The following is a 19,718-nucleotide window of genomic DNA, read 5'->3' as shown; positions in this document are numbered from 1 at the left end:
TCTAAAACTTAGCTTAAAAACATCTCATGACTATATAGCACTTCATGTCCATTCCAATAAATATAGCCTTTTTCAATCAGTTCTTTGAGCAATAAACGAATATCAGATTTTGGAAATAACCGTTCCAGCAAATCACGCAATTCATAAATATCTTTTGGTTTTTCACCTTTTAGCTCACGTAACTTTTTGGCAACTTCCCATTGCACAGGGTCAATTTGGCTAAAGTTTTTAAATAAACTGTGCTGAGGATGTGGCTCTACGGCTTCAGTTTGCGCCACGATTGTAGAAGTGACTGTCGCCTCTTGCGTAGATTCTTCCACGACATCTAGGTCAAGTTGAGCCCATTGTTTCAGAACTTTTTTACGAAAGCTAATTTGTTCATCCACCCGCTTTACAATTTTCAGGCTCATCAACATACCAACCACATGCTGCACTTTGTCGGCCTCAAGTTGCAAAATATTGGCAATTGAGTGTTTTAAAGCTTCTAAGTTGGTTGGCTTGCCTGACATTTTTGCCAGCGCATCACAGTACTTTTTTACCAACAGCAATTCAGGTTTGCTGCGAATTGCCATTGGGCTTGGTAAACGATTTTTGCTTTTCCCAGACTGCATTTCAGGCTGAATATGAATCAGGTGACAGGCAATTTCAGATGCTTGCAACATTTCCATTAAAATCTGAATACTGTCAGCCGCAGAAATCACTTCAACTTGTGTTTCTGGCTCTAGCAGTGCCATCAGTTGCCCAACTACCACTGCATATTCAAACTCTTTAAACTCTGCGCGCGGGCTGTCTAAAATCATAAGTTGACCCGTACTGATCCAGCCAGCGAGTTCAGTTAAATCCTGCAAGTTATATTCAAATTTTCCTGCACAATTAAACAGATACACACTCGGATGATGCTCAATAATTTCTCGCAACAAAGTCGCGGTAGGCAGGTTGTTTTCAAGGTCAAGTAATACAACTTTAGAGGACATAAACTTTAGCGGACACAATAGGGTTTAAAAGATTCAGGCACAGCAGCCGAGCATTACAGCGGGAAGTACAGCAAAGGTCAAATTAAAATCAGCACGGAAACCAATACCGTTGATTAAGTACGATTGATTAATAGTGTGGTGGGCGATTGGTCATCGGGTCAAATGGTGCAATCCCATCCGACAAATCTGCCGACTCTACCCGCTGATATAACAACTGCATTTGTTTCTTTAAATCAGCAATTTCCAGACTTTGATGAACCACTTGTTCATTCAATTGCTCAACTAAATCGTCCAAAAATGCAATTCGCACTTGCAAATCTTCAATGGGTGCGGAAAATGACGCCTGATCATCTATACTTTGTTTAGTCATTTCAAATCCTCATTTGAGATTTTTTAGGAAACACTATGGCCTATATTACTTTAAGGGATGTCCAACTTGCATTTGGTGGACCTGCCTTGCTCGACGGCGCGAATTTTAACCTAGAACGTGGCGAACGAGTGTGTTTGATTGGCCGTAATGGAGAAGGTAAGTCTACTCTACTTAAACTGATTGAAGGAAGTTTACTGCCCGATGCAGGTGAAGTGTCCATTCAAAATGGCATCACCATTGCCATGTTGGCGCAAGATGTACCCATGGATTCAGGCAAAGTCGCCGATATTGTGGCCGATGGTGCAGGTGAAGCTGCTGCAGTATTAAAAGCCTATCACGAAGCCAGTGATGCCTGTGTATTGGGCGATATGGATGCCTGTGACCGTATGGGGAACTTGCAACACAAGCTAGATCAGCTTGATGGCTGGGCGCTAGAAAATAAGGTCAATGCCATTTTAAGTAAAATGGGACTTGATCCAAATGCCGACTTAGCCGATTTATCCGGGGGACGTAAACGTCGTGTATTGTTAGCACGTGCCCTGCTCACCCAACCTGACGTGTTGTTGCTAGATGAACCGACCAACCACTTAGATGTGGAAAGTATTGAATGGCTAGAAAAATTCCTACTCGATCAAAATAATTTAACTCTACTGTTTATTTCGCATGACCGTGCTTTTGTCGATAGTATCGCCACCCGCATTGTCGAGTTAGATCGTGGTGTATTACGCAGCTACGAAGGTAACTATTCACGTTATTTAGATTTAAAGGCGCAGCAACTAGAAGCCGAAGAAAAACAAAATGCGCTGTTTGATAAAAAACTGGCCGAAGAAGAAGCATGGATTCGTCAAGGCATTAAAGCACGTCGTACCCGCAACGAAGGACGTGTGCGTGCCTTAAAAGCCTTACGTGAAGAATCAAAAGCACGTCGCTTCCAACAAGGCAAAGTCAATATGGCAGCGCAGGAAGCCAATCGCTCAGGCAAACTGGTCTTTGATATTGAACATTTACAAGTGGCCTTTGGCAATCAAGCTCCGATTATCAAAGACTTTTCAACACTGGTATTACGTGGCGATCGTATTGGTTTAGTTGGCGATAACGGTGTCGGTAAAACCACCCTGATTAAAGCCATTTTAGGTGAAATTGAGCATGGTGGCTCTGTCAAAACAGGCACACAACTGGAAATTGCCTATTTCGACCAATTACGCAATGTCTTGGATTTGGAAAAGTCGGTCAAAGATAACGTGTCTGAAGGTTCAGACTTTGTTGATGTGAACGGACAACGTCGTCATATCTATAGTTATTTACAAGACTTTTTATTCTCACCAGAACGTGCACGCACGCCGGTTAAAGCTTTGTCTGGCGGTGAACGCAACCGTATTTTACTGGCAAAATTACTACTCAAACCATCTAACCTAATTGTGATGGATGAGCCGACCAACGACTTAGATATGGTCACTTTAGAGTTGCTTGAGGAAATGCTCAGCGACTATAAGGGTACTTTATTGCTGATTTCACACGACCGTGCTTTTATGGACAACGTGGTGACCTCGACTTGGGTATTTGATGGCAAAGGCAATATTGATGAATATATTGGCGGCTATCAGGACTACTTGCAGCAACGCCCAGACCAAACTGTAGTTGATCAAAAAAGTGATGTTAAAAAAGCCGTTGCCAAAGCCGAAGCAGCTGCAGCAGCGCCAACGGCCAAAAAAGTAAAATTGAGCTATAAAGATCAACGTGCTTTAGAGCAGTTGCCAGGTGAAATTGAAGCACTGGAACAGGAACAAACCGAATTGGCTGAAAAACTGGCGGATGGTTCTTGGTTTGTAACAGATGCCAATGCAGCCACCAAAGCCTCACAGCGTTTGGCTGAAATTGATGAAGAACTGCTGAAAAAACTAGAGCGTTGGGACGAACTGGAAAACTTAGCGAATGGTAACTAAGCATATTGGCTTAAGTGATTATTCCTAACTTTTTAAGCACAGGACTTGTCCCCAATACCAAAGCTTTGCAAAACCATTTTAAGCATCTTTCCCATTGGACGTATGCTTTTAAATTTTAAAATCGGTTCGTGCTAAACTGCAACGATACAACACTTTACACGGTCATTATGAGTCAACACACTGAATATCAACCAGGCGAATTTCAATGGTCTTTCCTGTTGCCAAAATATTGGGGCATCTGGATTGGCATTGTCTGCCTGATGATTTTAGCCATTTTGCCGTGGGCGATTCAGTATCGTTTGGCGCAGCTTTTAGGCAATCTTGCCTTTAACAGCATGAAGTCACGTCGCGTAACTACGTTACGCAATTTGGAAGTGTGTTTTCCTGAATGGAGCGAGGCTGAAGTACATGAAAATGCTCGCCAAGTCTTTGTTGATCAAATGCTGGGCGTATTTGAAACCTTAAATGCATGGTACTGTCCACAGTGGTTTAAAGGACGCACTCAGGTTGAAGGTTTGGAACATATTCAGCAAGCCCAAGCAGATGGTCGCGGGGTTTTATTGTTAGGCACACATTCTACTCTGCTAGATGCAGGTGGCTATGTCTGTGCACAATATTTTGCCCCCGATGTGGTCTATCGTCCACAAAACAATCCCTTACTGGACATGCTGATTTACCGTTGTCGCGCCACCATTTACGGTCATCAAATTGACCACGATGACATGCGTGGTTTAATCCGCCACTTAAAAAATGGTCGTGCCATTTGGTATAGCCCAGATCAGGACTTTGGTTTAAAACAAGGTGTTATGGCGCCATTTTTTGGCGTGCCTGCTGCGACAGTTACAGCGCATCGTCGTTTACTTAAAATGACCAAAGCCGCAGCAATTCCGTTATATTTTTACCGTACAGGTGAGCTTTCCAACCCTCAATATAAAGTCTTGATTGAACCTGAACTGCTGGATTTCCCAAGCGCAGATGAAGTTGCAGATGCAACGCGCACCAATTTCATTATTGAGCAGCAATTACGGATCGCTCCTACCCAATATATGTGGTTTCATCGTCGGTTTAAGAGCCGCCCCGAAGGTTATGACAGTATTTACTAATCTGTACGGCAGAAGGAAAGATTCATGAAAGTCATGCAGTTATTACCCGAATTAAACAGTGGCGGTGTAGAACGCGGTACGCTCGAAATCGCCCGAGCCTTGGTAGCTCAAGGACATACGTCATTGGTGGTGTCGAATGGCGGACGGATGGTTAACCAACTCGAAGCTGAAGGTTCCACTCATTTAAAGTTAGCCATCCACAAAAAATCATTATCAAGCTTGTGGCAAATCCGTCCTTTACGCCAACTGATTATGCAACATCAACCTGATATTGTGCATGTACGTTCCCGCGTACCTGCATGGCTAACTCATTTTTCCCTAAAAGGTATTCCAGCCGAAAAACGTCCACACTTAATTTCAACTGTACATGGTTTTTATTCAGTTAACCGTTACAGCCAAATTATGACCCAAGCGGAAAAAGTGATCGCAGTTTCTGACAGTGTAGTCAAATACATTCGTGATCATTATCAAAACTGTCCACCTGAAGATATTGTCCGTATTTATCGTGGAATTGACCCTGCTGCATTTCCGCACGGGTATCAACCTTCGGCACAATGGATGCAACAAACCTATCAAGATTTCCCAGAACTTGAACATAAGTTTTTAATTTGTTTGCCGGGACGTATCACCCGCTTAAAAGGTCATGAAACATTGATTGATCTAATTGCGAAATTAAAAACCCAGTATCCACAGATTCATGCTGTTGTTGTAGGCGGTGCAGATGTTAAAAAAGCAGCTTATTTACAGGAACTGGAACGCAATATTCGGGATAAACATCTGACCGAAGCGATAACCTTTGTTGGACACCGCTCTGACATTCGCGAGTGGCTTGCGTTTAGCGATATTGTACTTTCACTTTCCAATCAGGCAGAAACCTTTGGACGCACTGCGCTCGAGGCTTTATCGTTAGGAACACCTGTGATTGGCTGGAACCGTGGTGGTGTGGCTGAAATTCTATCACAACTGTATCCGCAAGGACTCATCGCGGTAGATGACCAAGTCGCTTTATTCAATGCAGTGCAATTGCATCTGGAAACACCGCAAAGTGTCGCCCCTGTTGAATTGTTCAGCTTGGCAGATATGTGTCATCAAACCTTAGATTTATATCAGCAAGTTTTGCAGTCAAAATACGCCTAAAACCAAACCATAGAACTGAATCGAGCTGATTGAAGTTTAATTTTTTTTAAAAACTATGAGAGTGAAAAAAATAAGTCCCCCAAAAATCATCGCCCGAGTTCTACATCCTGTAAAACTCGGGCTCATGAGGTTGTGCTTTCAAAACTTATTGTTATTTTATTGTATGGCGTTCCTTACCTACATCATATCCTTGATGTTTATCCGTCAGCGTCGTCTTCCTTAATGGGATATTCCGTTCCCGAGTCCTTGTGCTGATGAATTAATCTTAACCAGATCAGTCAGAATAAACCATGCGTCATGTGCCTAAATCCGTGTAAGCCATTTCGTACACTTTTCGTTTAATTTCTAAACCGATTTATCCTGTGCTTTATACGGTTGTGCAATTTCATCGGTCACCAGTTTTTCTTCTCGCTCTGCTTTTTCAATCCCCTCCTGAATCGCCTGTTGTGCTTCCTGCTCATCGGCATCAGTTTGGGGCAGCTCTTCCTGAATTCGATCAAACACCCGCCCAGTTTGCAATACCACATACACAGGAAAATGGTCTGAACCGATATGCGCCAAACGCTGCATATCCACCAATGCAAAATCGGTACTATGAAATACATGGTCTAATGACCAACGCAGTAAAGGATAATCGGCATGAAAGGTATTGATATAGTGCCGCCCTACGCGCGGGTCGAGCAAGCCACTGATTCTTTGAAACAAGCGCGTAGTCCGCGACCACGCCACATCGTTTAAATCACCCATTACGATACAGCTTTCATCTAAATCTTTGATTTGATCGCCTACAATCAACAATTCGGCATCTCTTAAAACTGAATCTTTGGCTTCGGTAGGACTTGGTGGTTTAGGATGCAAACAATACAACTGTACAGGCTGCCCCGAAGGCAAAATCACACTGGTATGAATGGATGGAATTTCATCGCTGAGAATAAATTTGATCTCAGTGTCTTTTAATGGCAAACGGCTATACAAATGCATGCCATATAAATTATCTAAAGGCACAGCGACCCGATAAGGATAGTCGGCTTCAATCACAGACAAGGCTTGTTGCCATGCCAAATCAGTTTCTAAAGTCAATACCAAGTCTGGTTTTAAGGCTTGAATATGTTCAATCAACAGATGATATTTCTGATTTGGTGTCAGAACATTGGACACGATTAATGAAATTTGTTTTTCAGGATTTAGCTGTTCTGGACGAACTTGTTTGACCTGTTTTTTCCACAGCAAGGTGTAGGGCAAGACCATTTTGAGCTGATAAGCCAAAGCCGCAATCAGTCCAATTAAAATCACTTGGCTAGACACATCCCACGTCTGCTCCCAAATCAGTAGCAAAACAAAGGCAATGATGCCTAAAACCAAGATCTGTAAACGTGGAAAATCTGCGCCCCGAATCCACCATTCATCACGTGGAATCAGTGACCAAAAACTTAACCAAATGACTAATATTGCAAGCCCTTTTACCCAAATCATCTTGCTTTACTCTTTTGTATTTTTTGTCGTTTTTACATGAAAACCAAAGTTATCAATTTTGTATGTAACACAAACAAGAGATTTCACTCAATAATACTCATGTTTTGTTCATGTAATGCTTGCAGTTGCGCCCCCTTTTGATAGACTTATATTCCTTTATTGTTTTTTAACGCACCGAGGCAAAGTGGCATGAAAGTAGGTCTGGTCGGTTGGCGCGGGATGGTGGGTTCCGTCCTTATGCAACGTATGGTTGAAGAAAATGATTTTGCTCATTTTGAACCATTCTATTTCTCTACCAGTAATGCTGGTGGTGAAGCACCAGCATTTGGTGGTAAGACTGCTCCAGCACTTATGGATGCAACAGATATTGAAAGTCTGAAGCAAATGGATGTCATTATTACCTGTCAAGGTGGTGATTACACTTCTGCCGTTTTCCCGAAGCTTAAAGCTGAAGGTTGGAATGGTTACTGGATTGATGCTGCATCTACCCTGCGTATGGATGATGAAGCGATTATCGTACTTGATCCAGTCAACATGAATGTCATTAAAGATGGCTTGGTGAATGGCACCAAAACATTTGTGGGCGGTAACTGTACTGTTTCACTCATGTTGATGGGCTTGGGTTCATTATTCCAAAACAATTTGGTGGAATGGGCAACTTCAATGACCTATCAAGCAGCTTCTGGTGCAGGTGCGCAAAACATGCGTGAGCTGATCACAGGCATGGGCTACTTGTATAACAACACCAAAGACTTGTTGGATGACCCACGTTCACCAATTTTAGACATCGACTCTAAAATTGCCGAATTACAACGTGGCGAAGGTTTCCCATCGGCAAACTTTGGTGTGCCTTTAGCGGGTTCTCTCATTCCATATATCGACAAACAGCTTGAAAGCGGTCAGTCAAAAGAAGAATGGAAAGGTCAGGTTGAAACCAACAAGATTTTAGGCAATCAGCAGATCGTTCCAATTGATGGTCACTGTGTGCGTATTGGCGCAATGCGTTGTCACTCTCAGGCAATCACATTGAAGCTGAAAAAAGACGTTCCACTGAACGAAATTGAAGATATGATTCGTCAATCAAGCCAATGGGCAAAAGTGGTACCAAATACACGCGAAGCATCAATGACCGATCTTACCCCAGTTGCAGTTACAGGGACTTTAACAGTACCTGTTGGTCGTTTACGCAAAATGAACATGGGTAAAGAATACCTTGGTGCATTCACTGTAGGTGACCAATTACTTTGGGGCGCAGCAGAGCCATTACGTCGTATGTTACGCATCTTAATTGATTACAAAAATGCTTAAGCTTCGTCTTGAGCACTGAATCATTTTTGATTCTGTGATCAATCTCAACAAGCCAGTCAAATTTGACTGGCTTTTTTATGTAATCAACGTGTTAATATTTTACAATCGACCTACAACTCGCTACTCTATCCTTTTCGCCTTGCGATAAATGACCGAGCTAACAATTAAGATGACTGTATATAACAAATTAAAGATCGCCATTTTATCTATTTTGGCTTCACAGCAAATGTATGCAATGAATGTTGACCCGATTCAAATTCAGTCAACAACTGGGGAATTGCTCTATGCCGAAATCAACTTTCGTCAATCGAATGTGAATGAAGCGATTGATGTCAGTTTAGCTACGGCAGAAGATCTGATGTCGATTGGTGCGAGTCACCGTCCGCCTGGTCATCTTAACTTTTTTACACGTCGTAACAGCAATGGTACAGGGGTTATCACCATTACCTCATCTCGACCGTTAACCGAGTCTGAGTTGAATATTGTGGTCAAAATTAAAGAAGGCAATGCAACCCGCCTGCAACATATTCGCACCCCATTAAAACGCAGTGCACCTGCGCCATTGGCCGCTATGCAACGTAGCAATGAACAAGCTTTAATGCCTGTTATGATTGTCAATGAGCAAGATATTGCTTTAAATTTACCTGTAAGTACGGCCTATCAGGTTGAAACACCCAAAGCAATTGAACAACAGGCTTTTGAAGCACCGCTAACCATTAAACGCAATACACCGCCTGCGTTAAACCATCAAGCAGTAACAGTGATTCAAACTGCGCCAAGCCGTAGCGCAGCGAGTGAAAATACGACTGTTGCTGCTCCAAAAGCAGCGCCAGCAAAAACAAATAACAACCCAACACCGACAGCATCTACAGCGACTACGTCAGTCACTGCACAACAATCGGCTGATCCATTGGTACAAAAATTTGCTGAACAGCAACGCACGAAGCAACTGGCACAAACTCAGCCTGCTGCTGCCGTGAAAAAGCCTGCACAAACAGCGGCTGCACAGGCTAAACCAAGCCCTGCCACAGCCATGCCTGCAGTCAATACCCAACACGTGGTGCAATCGAATGAATCATTATGGGCAATTGCCTCACGCATTGCGGGTGAAAATAACCGCCCTGTTGCTGAAGTGATGCAGCAAATTAAAGCCAATAATGAGCATGCTTTTATTCAAGGCGATGCCAATCGTTTGCGTCGTGGTGCGACCTTAAATTTACATGCACAAGCTAACTCTAAAACAGAGAAAAAAGCCGCAATTCCAAAACCAGAAACGGCCAGTACACCACAATCAGGCAAAGCCAAATATCGTTTAAATCAAGCAGAAATGAGCCTCGTGGCAGAGAATCAACAGGACTCCACCCACGGTTCTGCCAAGAAGAACACACAATCCACACAAACTTCGGGTGACTTGTCATTAAAAGTTATGACATCCCGTGAGAAAACCGTTAAATTACAGAGAAACGTAACAGAATTAGAATTGGCATTACGTCAGAAGGATCACAGAATTCAATTACTCAACGCGCGCCTTGCTGAACTGCAACAACAATTGCAAAAACAACAAGCCGCAAATAAGCCAAAACACTAAATGTTACACACAATGATTTTTTTGGGATAAGGTCAAACAGGGACCACATCCTCAAGGGGTATAAACATGCTGATTTATGTGATTCCGTTTATTTTATTACTGGTGATCGCAATTTTCTTGAAAAAGCGTGAAGCAAGTAAAGAAGCCGAACCAAGCAACAAGAAAACAGCAGCGCCAGCCAAAACCAGTGGCAAGAAAACCACAACTACCAAAAAAGTTGCCCAGAAATCGGTGGTGGTTGAAGAGGTTGTTCCAACTCCACAACACTCTACCCCTGTCCCTGTAAAAATCCAAACTAACATTGAAAACCTGATCAAAGAGCGTAATTTCTTTGCTGCAGAAGCGCAAATTAACCAAGCATTAAAACGTGATAACTCATTGCATGGTTTGTATTTGTTATTGCTTGATATTCATTTACAACAAAAAGATGAATTTGCAATTGATCAATTGCTGAATCATTTACGCTCTTTAGAGCTTGACGATATTCTGTCACAAGCTGAAGCAAAAAAAGCCAGTCATGCACATGAAGATATTGCTGAAAAATCAGCAAATGAAGCGCCGACTGCAGCTCCAAGCAGCTTAGATTTTACTGCACCTGTGAGTACGCCAAATCAAACGGCTTCTTTTGACCAGTTACAGCACGAACTGACTTCAAATAAAACTGCAGAACCTGAAGCAGCTTTGAAATTTGACACCTCATCCTTAAATTTCAGCCCTGCTGCCGAACCTGAAGTCAAAGCAGAACCTGCGGCACTGGATTTTAATTTCTCACTCGATTCTGCACCAACAGAAGTAAAAACTGAAGCGCCTGCGATTACAGCTGAACCAAGTGCAAGCCCTGCAGAGAAAGTTAAACCGCTCGACTTCACGTTTGATTTAACACCAAGCCCAGCTGAAACCACAGTAGCACCAGAAACAGCAGCCCCAGAATCAACAATAAGTGAAGCTGCTGCAGTCGAAGCCCCAAGTCTAGACTTCAATTTTTCTACACCAGAAAGTGCACCTGCAGTTGAAGCAAAAGCTGAACCTGCAACGCCTGATTTTAATTTCACATTTGACAGTACGCCTGCTGCGGAAACCAATCTTCAACCTACAACTGAACCAGAAATCATTGCTGCACCAAGTATTGCACATGAACCTGCTGCAACCGTTGTCAGTACAGATGTTGATCTAAATGATCCATTGGTGAAATCATTCCCAGACTTATCTCAAGTAGATGAAATTCAGTTGAATTTAGACTTGGCGAACCAATATGTGGAATTGGGCGCTTATGATGCTGCGAAAGCTTTACTTAGCGAACAAGGCGCAAATTATTCTGCTGAACAACGCCAACGTGCCGATCAGTTACTGAATCAAATCGCTTCTTAATTCAAATCAGATTAAGATAAAGCAGTCATTCTTGGCTGCTTTTTTTATGATGAAAAAAATTGCGTTAATCTATATGGGCGGCACTTTTGGCTGTGTCGGTGAACCACTAAGCCCAATGCCTGCGGAGCAATTTCTGCCACGCTTGGCACAGGTCTTACCCCTAAATTTAGAGATTGAATGCTTTGTTGCCCCTGTCATTAAAGACAGTAGTGCCTGCACAGCCGCAGACTGGTTACAGCTCATTCAATATATTCAAAAATTACAACACGATGATTTTCAACATTTCGTTATTTTACATGGCACCGACACCCTCAGCTATGCCAGCGCAGTCTTGGCACGTTTTTTAGCGCAAAGTACCCATGTCATTCTCACGGGTAGCCAATATCCCTTACTCAATGCCCAAGGCACAGATACCCGTGAATTTAGTGATGCCTTGGACAACCTAAATTTTGCTTTACAACAGATTCATCAAGTGACTCAGGGAGTATATCTGGCCTTCCATCAGCAACTGATTCATGCCGCAACGGCACTGAAACAACACACCACCGAGTTAAATGCATTTACAGGTCAGTCCGCTTTGGTTTGCACGGAGAGCAAATCGCAGAATGAGCCAGCATTCAACATTAGCTCTCAACATATTGAAAAAGCCCAGCACTTTAACTGCCTGAACTGGATGTTACAGCCAATTGCCATTTCCGCTTTGGTCGATAATTTAAAAGCCTTACAGCAACAGCCCCCACACTGCCTGATTTTACAGAGTTATGGCACAGGCAATATGGCAATCAATGCCGAAGTGATTGAGTTAATTCAGGCCTTGCAAGCTCAACAATGTGCCGTCATTCTCACCACACAAGTCACTTTTGGTGGCATGCAACAACGCTATGCGATCAGCCAGTGGTTACAGGACAGTAAAATTTTAATCAGTGATTGCCAAAGTCACGCAGATCTTTATGCCAAAGCCTTAAAAATGTATTTACAATACGACAGCCTTGCACAGTGGTATGCGCATTGGCAGTCTTCAGTGTGATTTGAGGTGATTATGCAGCGTTTTGCAATCGGAATTGAGTTTTGTGGCATTCGGTATCGGGGTTGGCAAACCCAGCAAGCAGGCGTACCTAGTGTGCAGGAAACCATTGAAAAAGTTCTGAGCAAAATTGCCGATGAACCCATTATTTTACATGGTGCAGGACGTACCGATGCAGGCGTGCATGCAACCAATATGGTGGCACATTTTGATACGCATGCCATTCGCCCTGAACGCGGTTGGTTGATGGGTGCCAACAGCCAACTACCCAAAGACATTGCAATTCAATGGATTAAAACGATGGATATGGACTTCCATGCTCGTTTTAAGGCTCAGGCACGGCGTTATCGCTATGTCGTGTATAACAATCCACAACGCCCTGCCTTGCTGCACAAACAAGTCACTCACGCTTATTATCCCTTAGATGTCGATAAAATGATTGCGGCTGCGCAGAAATTTGAAGGGACACATAATTTTGAAAGCTTTCGTGCCGCAGCGTGTCAGTCCAATCAGCCTGTCCGTCATGTCAGCCATTGCCGCTTAATTCGTCACGGCAATTATTTAGTGTTAGATATTCAAGCCGATGGTTTTTTGCATCACATGGTTCGCAATATCATGGGTTGTCTATTGGAGATCGGGCAAGGTTTGTATGACATTGCACATATTGACCAAATTTTTGCAGCTCAAGACCGTAAAGCTGCAGGGATTACTGCCCCGCCAGATGGCTTGTATTTTATTCAGGCACATTATCCTGAACAGTATGATTTACCGAAAGTTCCTTTAGGGCCACATTGGTTAAACATGCCGGAATAATTTAATCCCTCCCTACCTCCCTTTTCCAAAGAGAGGAGCTCCATTTCGAGGCGTTAAAAACGAAAGTCCCCCCTTTGAAAAAGGGGGATTTAGGGAGGATTCTGTTTAGGAAAGGTTTTAAGTTTTCAAACTTAACGCTGTTTACGTTTTCTATATTCCACTGGAGTTTCATTGGTCCAGCGTTTAAAAGCACGATAAAAAGTACTTGGCTCTGAAAAACCCGTTAAGTACACAATCCGCTCCACGCTTTCATTGGTATTCGATAATAATCGTTTAGCCAAACGACATCGATAATCGGACAGAATTTGCTGAAAACTGGTATTGGCTTCGCTCAATTGGGTACGCAAACGGCGTGGCGTGATATTCAATTGCGCCGCTACTGTTTCCAATGTCGTTTCACCGCTTTCTAAAGTTGAACCAATGGCACGGCGTACTTCACCAACCAAGTCATAACGCGCCAGCTCCTGCAGCTTTTCCAATGCCAACTGTTCGTGTAATTGCAATAACTCAGGTTCTGCCTGCCATAGTGGATAATCCAAAATACTCGGATCAAAATACAAACGCGTTTCTTTCTGCCCCAAACTCACAGGACATTCAAAGACCCGAAAATATTCATCATCTGCAGCGCCATCACTGAAGTTAAAGTCGATATAAATAGGCTGAAAACGACCTTCAGTAATAAATTTAAAGAAGCGTAAAACACCCGACATGGCACATTCAGAAAAATGACGATTGACGATATTTTCCGACCACGGCTGCACGCCATTGGTTAAATAGCAGCGTCCATCTTCCACCACCAATTTGGCATCAAAAGCATCACTAATCAGGCGTTGATAAGCCAAAGCGCGTTTTAGGCCTTCACCAAAGTTTTCTGAAGAAATAAACAAATGTTCAATCACCTGCCCGCGATAAAGTGGCAAATGTTCCCCCAGATGTAAACCAATATCAGGGTCTTTACTGACTTCCTCAGCCGCAACCCAAAACGCATATTGTGCATTTAAAGGCGTACGCTCATTGGCTTCGACCTGATTTAAGGCCACACCTGCTTTTGTTAAAATATCTTCGGTTGGCAACCCCGCACGACGAATCGCTTGGTAGCCTAAACGCAATACAACCGATGCATCAGTTAGCTGACCCACGCAAAAACCTTCCTTGTATGTACTTCATTTATACTTAAAAAGATTGAAATTAGATTAACTGCGATTGACCGAACTGACAACCTACCCAAGCCCATTTTTACAGAAAAAGTATAAACCGATGATTCGCTTATTTTACTAACAGATGCGCTGTGTATAGGGTAAAGCATCTTGTTTTTTTCAGAAAAATTGCCTATAATTTGCGCCTTTCCAATTTGATACTCAGGTAGGCTATGGCCAATAAAGAGGAACTCATCGAGTTCGAAGGCGTTGTCACCGAAACGCTTCCTAATACTATGTTTCGTGTACGTTTAGAAAACGGTCATGAAGTGATTGCTCACATTTCTGGTAAAATGCGTAAACACTATATTCGTATTTTAACAGGCGACAGTGTGAAAGTTGAAATGACACCTTACGACTTAACCAAGGGTCGCATCACTTATCGCGCACGCTAAGTTTTAGAGTAAGCTAAAGCCACTTTCGGAGTGGCTTTTTTACGTTCACTTAAAAAAATTCTGTTTAGCCTTTAATTCGTCCCCGCCGCTTATCGAATCACCACATTCTTTTCTTGCATTGCCTTCTACAATAAAGTTTTGAGCAAGGGAGAAAAAGCATGTTATTTCGATCCTGCGTTGCTTGTATAACAGGTCTTTTTGCGCTCAGTTTAGTGGCGTGTAGTAGTAATCCACCGCATTCCACTTTAAACCGCGATGCGTATTTACAGCAATTTATTGGTCAATCTAGCCAATATATCCTGACCCATTTGCAATTAAGCCAAATTGGCTATCAACAGCTTGGTACAGCTCAAGCTACCCCTCAATTGCTACATTACCGTATCATTCGTCCTGTACGTGTTCCGATCCCTATGGCGCAGCATCCCACTACAGGTATTGGTGCTGTTCCGTTAAATATCGGTATCCCGAGTCATGAAAGTTACGATGTTGCACTGACTTGTGATTTGTATTTTCGCCTACAGCAGGGTATTGCTACCGCAGTGTATGTTTCGGGACAACGCTGTTAAGTCTCCTAGCTAAAACACTCTGAAAGTACAAAACCAATAAAAAAACGCAGCCCGAAGACTGCGTTTAATGATTTGATTTTGAGCTGTAAGCGATAGGTTAAATCGCTTAAATTTTTAGTTGAGTGCCGTAACGACTGCTTGACCCATTTCAACAGTACCAACTTTATTCATGCCTTCAGACATAATATCGGCAGTACGTAAACCTTGATCTAATACATTGCCTACTGCATCTTCAATGGCTTTTGCTGCCGCTTCTTCGCGGAAGGTGTAACGTAACATCATTGCCACAGAAAGAATGGTTGCCAATGGGTTTGCCAAGTTTTGACCTGCGATATCTGGCGCTGAACCATGGCAAGGCTCATACATACCTTTGCCATTTTCGTCTAAAGATGCAGATGGCAACATACCAATAGAACCTGTCAACATCGCCGCTTCATCAGACAAGATGTCACCAAACAAGTTACCTGTCACCAATACGTCAAATTGTTTTGGCGCGCGTACCAATTGCATCGCTGCGTTATCGACATACATGTGCGACAAGTTGATTTCTGGGTACTGTTCTGCATGTAACTGAGTCACGGTTTGCTTCCACAATTCAGTCACTTCCAGTACGTTGGCTTTATCCACCGAACATACTTTACCGCCACGCAATTTCGCCATTTCAAACGCTACTTTTGCAATGCGTTTGATTTCTGACTCAGCATATACGTCGGTATTAAAACCTTGTTTTTCACCATTTTCTAATTCACGGATACCACGTGGCTGACCGAAATAGATACCACCTGTCAATTCACGCACGATTAAGATATCTAAGCCTGATACGATTTCAGGTTTTAAGCTTGAAGCATCTGCCAATTGTGGATACAAAATTGCAGGACGTAAGTTCGCAAATAAATTGAGTTCTGAACGCAATTTTAATAAGCCACGCTCTGGACGGATTGAACGCTCAATGTTGTCCCATTTTGGACCACCAACTGCACCCAATAAAATTGCATCGGCTTTTTTCGCTTGCTCAGATGTCACTGCTGGGTACGGTTCGCCATGTGCATCAATTGCAGAACCACCCAATAAACCTTGTTCCCAAGTCAAACCCAAATTGAATTTTTCATTGACACGTGTCAGCACTTGTTCAGCAGCTTTCACAATTTCTGGACCAATGCCGTCACCAGCTAAAATCAAAATATGTTTTGACATGAGAGTTTCCATTGTTCATGACAGTCAAAGACTGTGGGATTAAATTTTTTGTTCTACAAACTCACCCAAGCCATTTAAGACATTGTAGGGTTTGCAAAAACGTCGAATGGTTTTGCTGTTTTGCACCAAATCTACACATAAAGGATCTGGCGCAGACACATTTAATAAGCTGCCTTTAGTACGACTTCGATCACGATACATTCTAAAGGTATATTTTTGCTTGGCATTAAACTTATGAATTACATGCAGTTTTTCTGCACGATCTTTAGAAATGGGATAAAAGCGAATCACCAATTCATGTTGTTTAGGCGGTACAGATAAATACAAGGCATTGGATTTATTTAAGGATGATTCCTGTAAACGTACCAAACCCTCCTGAATGGCAGCACGTGTAACACGATGTTTTTCTGCATCGACAATTGTGACCGTATTTAAACGCTCAAACTCACAATCATCTGTACCCGCACAGTAAATCAGTGCATTGGATTTGCTTTGTTCAGTTTCTTTCACCTGTTTAATGCGTGCTGTATTCCACGTTTGGCATGCGCTTAGCGTGGTGATACATAATCCAATGACAGCAAGCCGACCGAAAATTTTAGTCATTGTTCGCGCCCAACCTCACCTGTTAGATACAAAATATAAAAATTATTATGTGCCGATGTTAGCAAGAGTTAGGCAGCGATGCTATGACAAATTTCAGCGAATTTATGCCTGAATTTCGGCAAAAACCCATGGACGCGACTGCTTAGTTTTCTCTTCATAAGCACGAATGTCATCAGCTGCTTGTAATGTTAAGCCAATATCATCCAAACCATTCAATAAACAGTGTTTACGGAATGGATCTACTTCAAATTTAAATGCCGTACCGCTTGGTGTGCGTACTTCTTGCGCGTCTAAGTCGATGGTTAATTGATAGCCTTCAGTCGCCGCACACTCTTTAAATAATTGCTCGACCTGCTCTTCAGACAAGATCACAGGCAACATGCCGTTTTTAAAGCAGTTATTGAAGAAAATATCGGCAAAGCTTGGTGCAATAACGGTACGGAAACCATATTCATTCAATGCCCAAGGTGCGTGCTCACGGCTTGAACCACAACCAAAGTTGGCACGTGAAATTAAGATTGAAGCACCCTGATAACGCGGCTGATTCAATACAAACTCAGTATTAATCGGACGTTTTGAGTTGTCCTGACCCGGATAACCTTCATCTAAATAACGCAATTCATCAAATAAGTTATCGCCAAAACCTGTACGTTTGATAGATTTCAAAAACTGTTTTGGAATGATTAAGTCTGTATCGACATTGGCACGGTCTAATGGTGCAACGATACCTTGTTCAACGGTATATTTTTTCATGTTTAATTCTCACTGAATCCGTAACCTCTCCCTTGCCCTCTGCTATAGCGAGAGGGAACGCCATCTCTCTGAGAGAAGGCTGGGATGAAGGCATAACTTAGAATGAACGTACGTCTACAAAATGACCTGCGATTGCTGCCGCAGCTGCCATTGCTGGACTCACCAAATGGGTACGACCACCGTTACCTTGACGACCTTCAAAGTTACGGTTTGAAGTCGATGCACAGTGTTCACCCGGTTGCAATTTGTCTGCGTTCATTGCCAAGCACATTGAACAACCTGGTTCACGCCATTCAAAGCCTGCTTCTACAAACACTTTGTCTAAGCCTTCTTGTTCCGCTTGTTGCTTAACTAAACCAGAACCTGGAACCACCATCGCCTGTTTAATACTTGCTGCAACTTTACGACCTTTAATCACTTCAGCGGCTGCACGAATATCTTCAATACGCGAGTTGGTGCATGAGCCAATAAATACGCGGTCTAATTGAATATCTGCCAAAGACTGACCTGCAGTTAAGCCCATATATTGATAAGCACGCGTCCAGTCATTGCGCTGTACATCATCTTTCGCCTGCTCTAAAGTTGGTACGGCTTGTGATACTGGAATGACCATTTCAGGTGAAGTTCCCCAAGACACTTGCGGCTCAATTTCTTCGCCTTGTAATACCACTACGGTGTCAAAGTGCGCGCCTTCATCTGAGTGTAAAGTATTCCAGTAAGCAACTGCTGCATCCCATTGCTCGCCTTTTGGTGCATAGTTACGACCTTTCACGTATTCAATGGTTTTGTCATCCACAGCGACCATACCTACGCGCGCGCCTGCTTCAATCGCCATATTACATACTGTCATACGTCCTTCAATCGACATATCACGGAATACTTGACCACCAAACTCAATCGCGTGACCTGTACCGCCTGCAGTACCAATTTTACCAATGATCGCTAAAACGACATCTTTCGGTGTAACACCTTGACCTAATTTGCCATCTACACGCACTAGCATGTTTTTCATTTTCTTTTGAACTAAGCATTGGGTTGCTAATACGTGTTCAACTTCAGACGTCCCAATACCATGCGCTAAACACCCAAATGCACCGTGAGTCGCTGTATGTGAGTCACCACAAACTACGGTCATACCTGGCAAAGTTAAGCCCTGCTCAGGCCCAACCACGTGCGCAATCCCCTGACGGATGTCGTTGATGTCAAACTGCACCACGTTAAAGGTTTTACAGTTGTCATCTAAAGTTTGTACCTGAATACGTGAAGTATCATCTTCAATACCTGCAATACCGTCCGCACGTTCTTTTTTAGACGTTGGTACGTTATGGTCAGGCGTTGCCACGTTGGCACTTAAACGCCACGGCTTACGTCCTGCAAGTTGCAAACCTTCAAAGGCTTGTGGAGAAGTCACTTCATGCAATAAATGACGGTCGATATACAATAAAGCCGAGCCATCATCACGTTGAGTGACCAAGTGATCATCCCACAATTTGTCGTACAAAGTTTTTGCAGCTGGATTTTGTGCTTGTTGGTTTTCGCCTGCCATGTCAGATCTACTCCACTGGACTGGGTAATTTTTTCATTAATTTGATTATAACCGCGAATTTGTATAAATCTAATTTATCATTTTTATTAATTTAAAAACTTTTAGGAATTATTTAGTTGTTTCTAGCAAAATAATTTTTATCCACTGGAGCGTAAAACCTCGTGGTTCAGCACGAGGATATAAGCGACTGGAGTAAACCATATGAACGACACGAAATGTCGTTTTAAATTTTTGTAATATAGTCACTATTAAGAAAAATACTGTTAAAATAATTGGATGAAGACACTCAAATTACGCATAAAAGACAAACATTGCAAGGTGCTAAATCAGTTAGCATCCGAAGTAAATTTTGTCTGGAATTATG

Annotated in this window: 18 protein-coding genes; 10 read left to right on the top strand and 8 right to left on the bottom strand. The window is 42.7% G+C overall.

The annotated features are described in order from the left end of the window. Positions 1 to 8: 8 nt before the first annotated feature. Both FTU70_RS10920 and FTU70_RS10915 read right to left on the bottom strand, forming a co-directional pair. Positions 9 to 974 carry a hypothetical protein gene (locus FTU70_RS10920; RefSeq protein ID WP_179989444.1) on the bottom strand — a complete coding sequence of 322 codons (966 nt, stop codon included), beginning with the start codon at positions 972 to 974 and terminating at the stop codon, positions 9 to 11. Positions 975 to 1,101: 127 nt separating this feature from the next. Beyond that, a complete protein-coding gene (locus tag FTU70_RS10915; protein WP_004976120.1) occupies positions 1,102 to 1,344 on the bottom strand; it encodes a SlyX family protein in 243 nt (80 codons plus the stop codon). 35 nt (positions 1,345 to 1,379) lie between these two features. Here FTU70_RS10915 and FTU70_RS10910 point away from each other — a divergent pair, with 35 nt between their 5' ends. The 3 genes from FTU70_RS10910 to FTU70_RS10900 all read left to right on the top strand — a co-directional run bounded on the left by FTU70_RS10910 (position 1,380) and on the right by FTU70_RS10900 (position 5,527). Beyond that, positions 1,380 to 3,287 carry an ATP-binding cassette domain-containing protein gene (locus tag FTU70_RS10910; RefSeq protein ID WP_179990480.1) on the top strand — a complete coding sequence of 636 codons (1,908 nt, stop codon included), beginning with the start codon at positions 1,380 to 1,382 and terminating at the stop codon, positions 3,285 to 3,287. 167 nt (positions 3,288 to 3,454) lie between these two features. Further along, positions 3,455 to 4,390: a lauroyl acyltransferase gene (locus FTU70_RS10905; RefSeq protein ID WP_180060582.1), complete on the top strand. Its 936-nt coding sequence runs from the start codon at positions 3,455 to 3,457 to the stop codon at positions 4,388 to 4,390. Positions 4,391 to 4,414: 24 nt separating this feature from the next. Then, on the top strand, positions 4,415 to 5,527 hold the full coding sequence (locus FTU70_RS10900; RefSeq protein WP_131261050.1) for a glycosyltransferase family 4 protein: 1,113 nt from the start codon (positions 4,415 to 4,417) through the stop codon (positions 5,525 to 5,527). A 345-nt stretch (positions 5,528 to 5,872) separates the two neighbouring features. Here the strand turns inward: FTU70_RS10900 and FTU70_RS10895 are convergent, their stop codons facing one another. Continuing rightward, positions 5,873 to 7,000: an endonuclease/exonuclease/phosphatase family protein gene (locus FTU70_RS10895; RefSeq protein WP_096901696.1), complete on the bottom strand. Its 1,128-nt coding sequence runs from the start codon at positions 6,998 to 7,000 to the stop codon at positions 5,873 to 5,875. Between the two features lie 189 nt (positions 7,001 to 7,189). On the opposite strand from FTU70_RS10895, the gene asd reads away from it, so the two are divergent. From asd to truA, 5 genes are all read left to right on the top strand, one after another. Beyond that, positions 7,190 to 8,308, top strand: a complete 1,119-nt coding sequence (gene asd / locus FTU70_RS10890; protein WP_004976115.1) for an aspartate-semialdehyde dehydrogenase — start codon at positions 7,190 to 7,192, stop codon at positions 8,306 to 8,308. A gap of 169 nt (positions 8,309 to 8,477) precedes the next feature. Further along, positions 8,478 to 9,896 (top strand): FimV family protein, encoded by a 1,419-nt coding sequence (locus FTU70_RS10885; RefSeq protein WP_228153767.1) that lies wholly within the window; start codon positions 8,478 to 8,480, stop codon positions 9,894 to 9,896. A gap of 66 nt (positions 9,897 to 9,962) precedes the next feature. Beyond that, entirely contained in the window at positions 9,963 to 11,264 is a 1,302-nt protein-coding gene (locus tag FTU70_RS10880) for a fimbrial protein FimV (protein ID WP_180060581.1), read from the top strand. 46 nt (positions 11,265 to 11,310) lie between these two features. Then, complete coding sequence (locus tag FTU70_RS10875; RefSeq protein WP_180060580.1) at positions 11,311 to 12,291, top strand: asparaginase; 981 nt, start codon at positions 11,311 to 11,313, stop codon at positions 12,289 to 12,291. A gap of 12 nt (positions 12,292 to 12,303) precedes the next feature. Then, a complete protein-coding gene (gene truA / locus FTU70_RS10870; protein ID WP_154321070.1) occupies positions 12,304 to 13,101 on the top strand; it encodes a tRNA pseudouridine(38-40) synthase TruA in 798 nt (265 codons plus the stop codon). A gap of 131 nt (positions 13,102 to 13,232) precedes the next feature. Here truA and FTU70_RS10865 read toward each other — a convergent pair whose 3' ends face one another. Further along, positions 13,233 to 14,240: an AraC family transcriptional regulator gene (locus tag FTU70_RS10865; protein WP_004976104.1), complete on the bottom strand. Its 1,008-nt coding sequence runs from the start codon at positions 14,238 to 14,240 to the stop codon at positions 13,233 to 13,235. A gap of 230 nt (positions 14,241 to 14,470) precedes the next feature. Here FTU70_RS10865 and infA point away from each other — a divergent pair, with 230 nt between their 5' ends. Both infA and FTU70_RS10855 read left to right on the top strand, forming a co-directional pair. Next, positions 14,471 to 14,692 carry a translation initiation factor IF-1 gene (gene infA, locus FTU70_RS10860; protein ID WP_001284370.1) on the top strand — a complete coding sequence of 74 codons (222 nt, stop codon included), beginning with the start codon at positions 14,471 to 14,473 and terminating at the stop codon, positions 14,690 to 14,692. A 158-nt stretch (positions 14,693 to 14,850) separates the two neighbouring features. Further along, entirely contained in the window at positions 14,851 to 15,258 is a 408-nt protein-coding gene (locus FTU70_RS10855) for a hypothetical protein (protein WP_004976100.1), read from the top strand. A gap of 114 nt (positions 15,259 to 15,372) precedes the next feature. Here the strand turns inward: FTU70_RS10855 and leuB are convergent, their stop codons facing one another. The 4 genes from leuB to leuC form a co-directional block, all read right to left on the bottom strand. Then, complete coding sequence (gene leuB / locus FTU70_RS10850; RefSeq protein ID WP_004976098.1) at positions 15,373 to 16,452, bottom strand: 3-isopropylmalate dehydrogenase; 1,080 nt, start codon at positions 16,450 to 16,452, stop codon at positions 15,373 to 15,375. A 39-nt stretch (positions 16,453 to 16,491) separates the two neighbouring features. Continuing rightward, positions 16,492 to 17,055: a hypothetical protein gene (locus FTU70_RS10845; RefSeq protein ID WP_180060579.1), complete on the bottom strand. Its 564-nt coding sequence runs from the start codon at positions 17,053 to 17,055 to the stop codon at positions 16,492 to 16,494. Positions 17,056 to 17,157: 102 nt separating this feature from the next. Then, entirely contained in the window at positions 17,158 to 17,808 is a 651-nt protein-coding gene (gene leuD / locus FTU70_RS10840; RefSeq protein ID WP_004976094.1) for a 3-isopropylmalate dehydratase small subunit, read from the bottom strand. A 97-nt stretch (positions 17,809 to 17,905) separates the two neighbouring features. Beyond that, positions 17,906 to 19,354: a 3-isopropylmalate dehydratase large subunit gene (gene leuC / locus FTU70_RS10835; RefSeq protein ID WP_004976092.1), complete on the bottom strand. Its 1,449-nt coding sequence runs from the start codon at positions 19,352 to 19,354 to the stop codon at positions 17,906 to 17,908. Between the last annotated feature and the right edge of the window lie 364 nt (positions 19,355 to 19,718).

The sequence above is a fragment of the Acinetobacter sp. YH12135 genome (assembly GCF_013418565.1).
Taxonomy (GTDB): Bacteria; Pseudomonadota; Gammaproteobacteria; order Pseudomonadales; family Moraxellaceae; genus Acinetobacter; species Acinetobacter towneri.
Note: the sequence above shows the minus strand (reverse complement) of the source record. Positions and strands in the feature narration are given on the sequence as shown.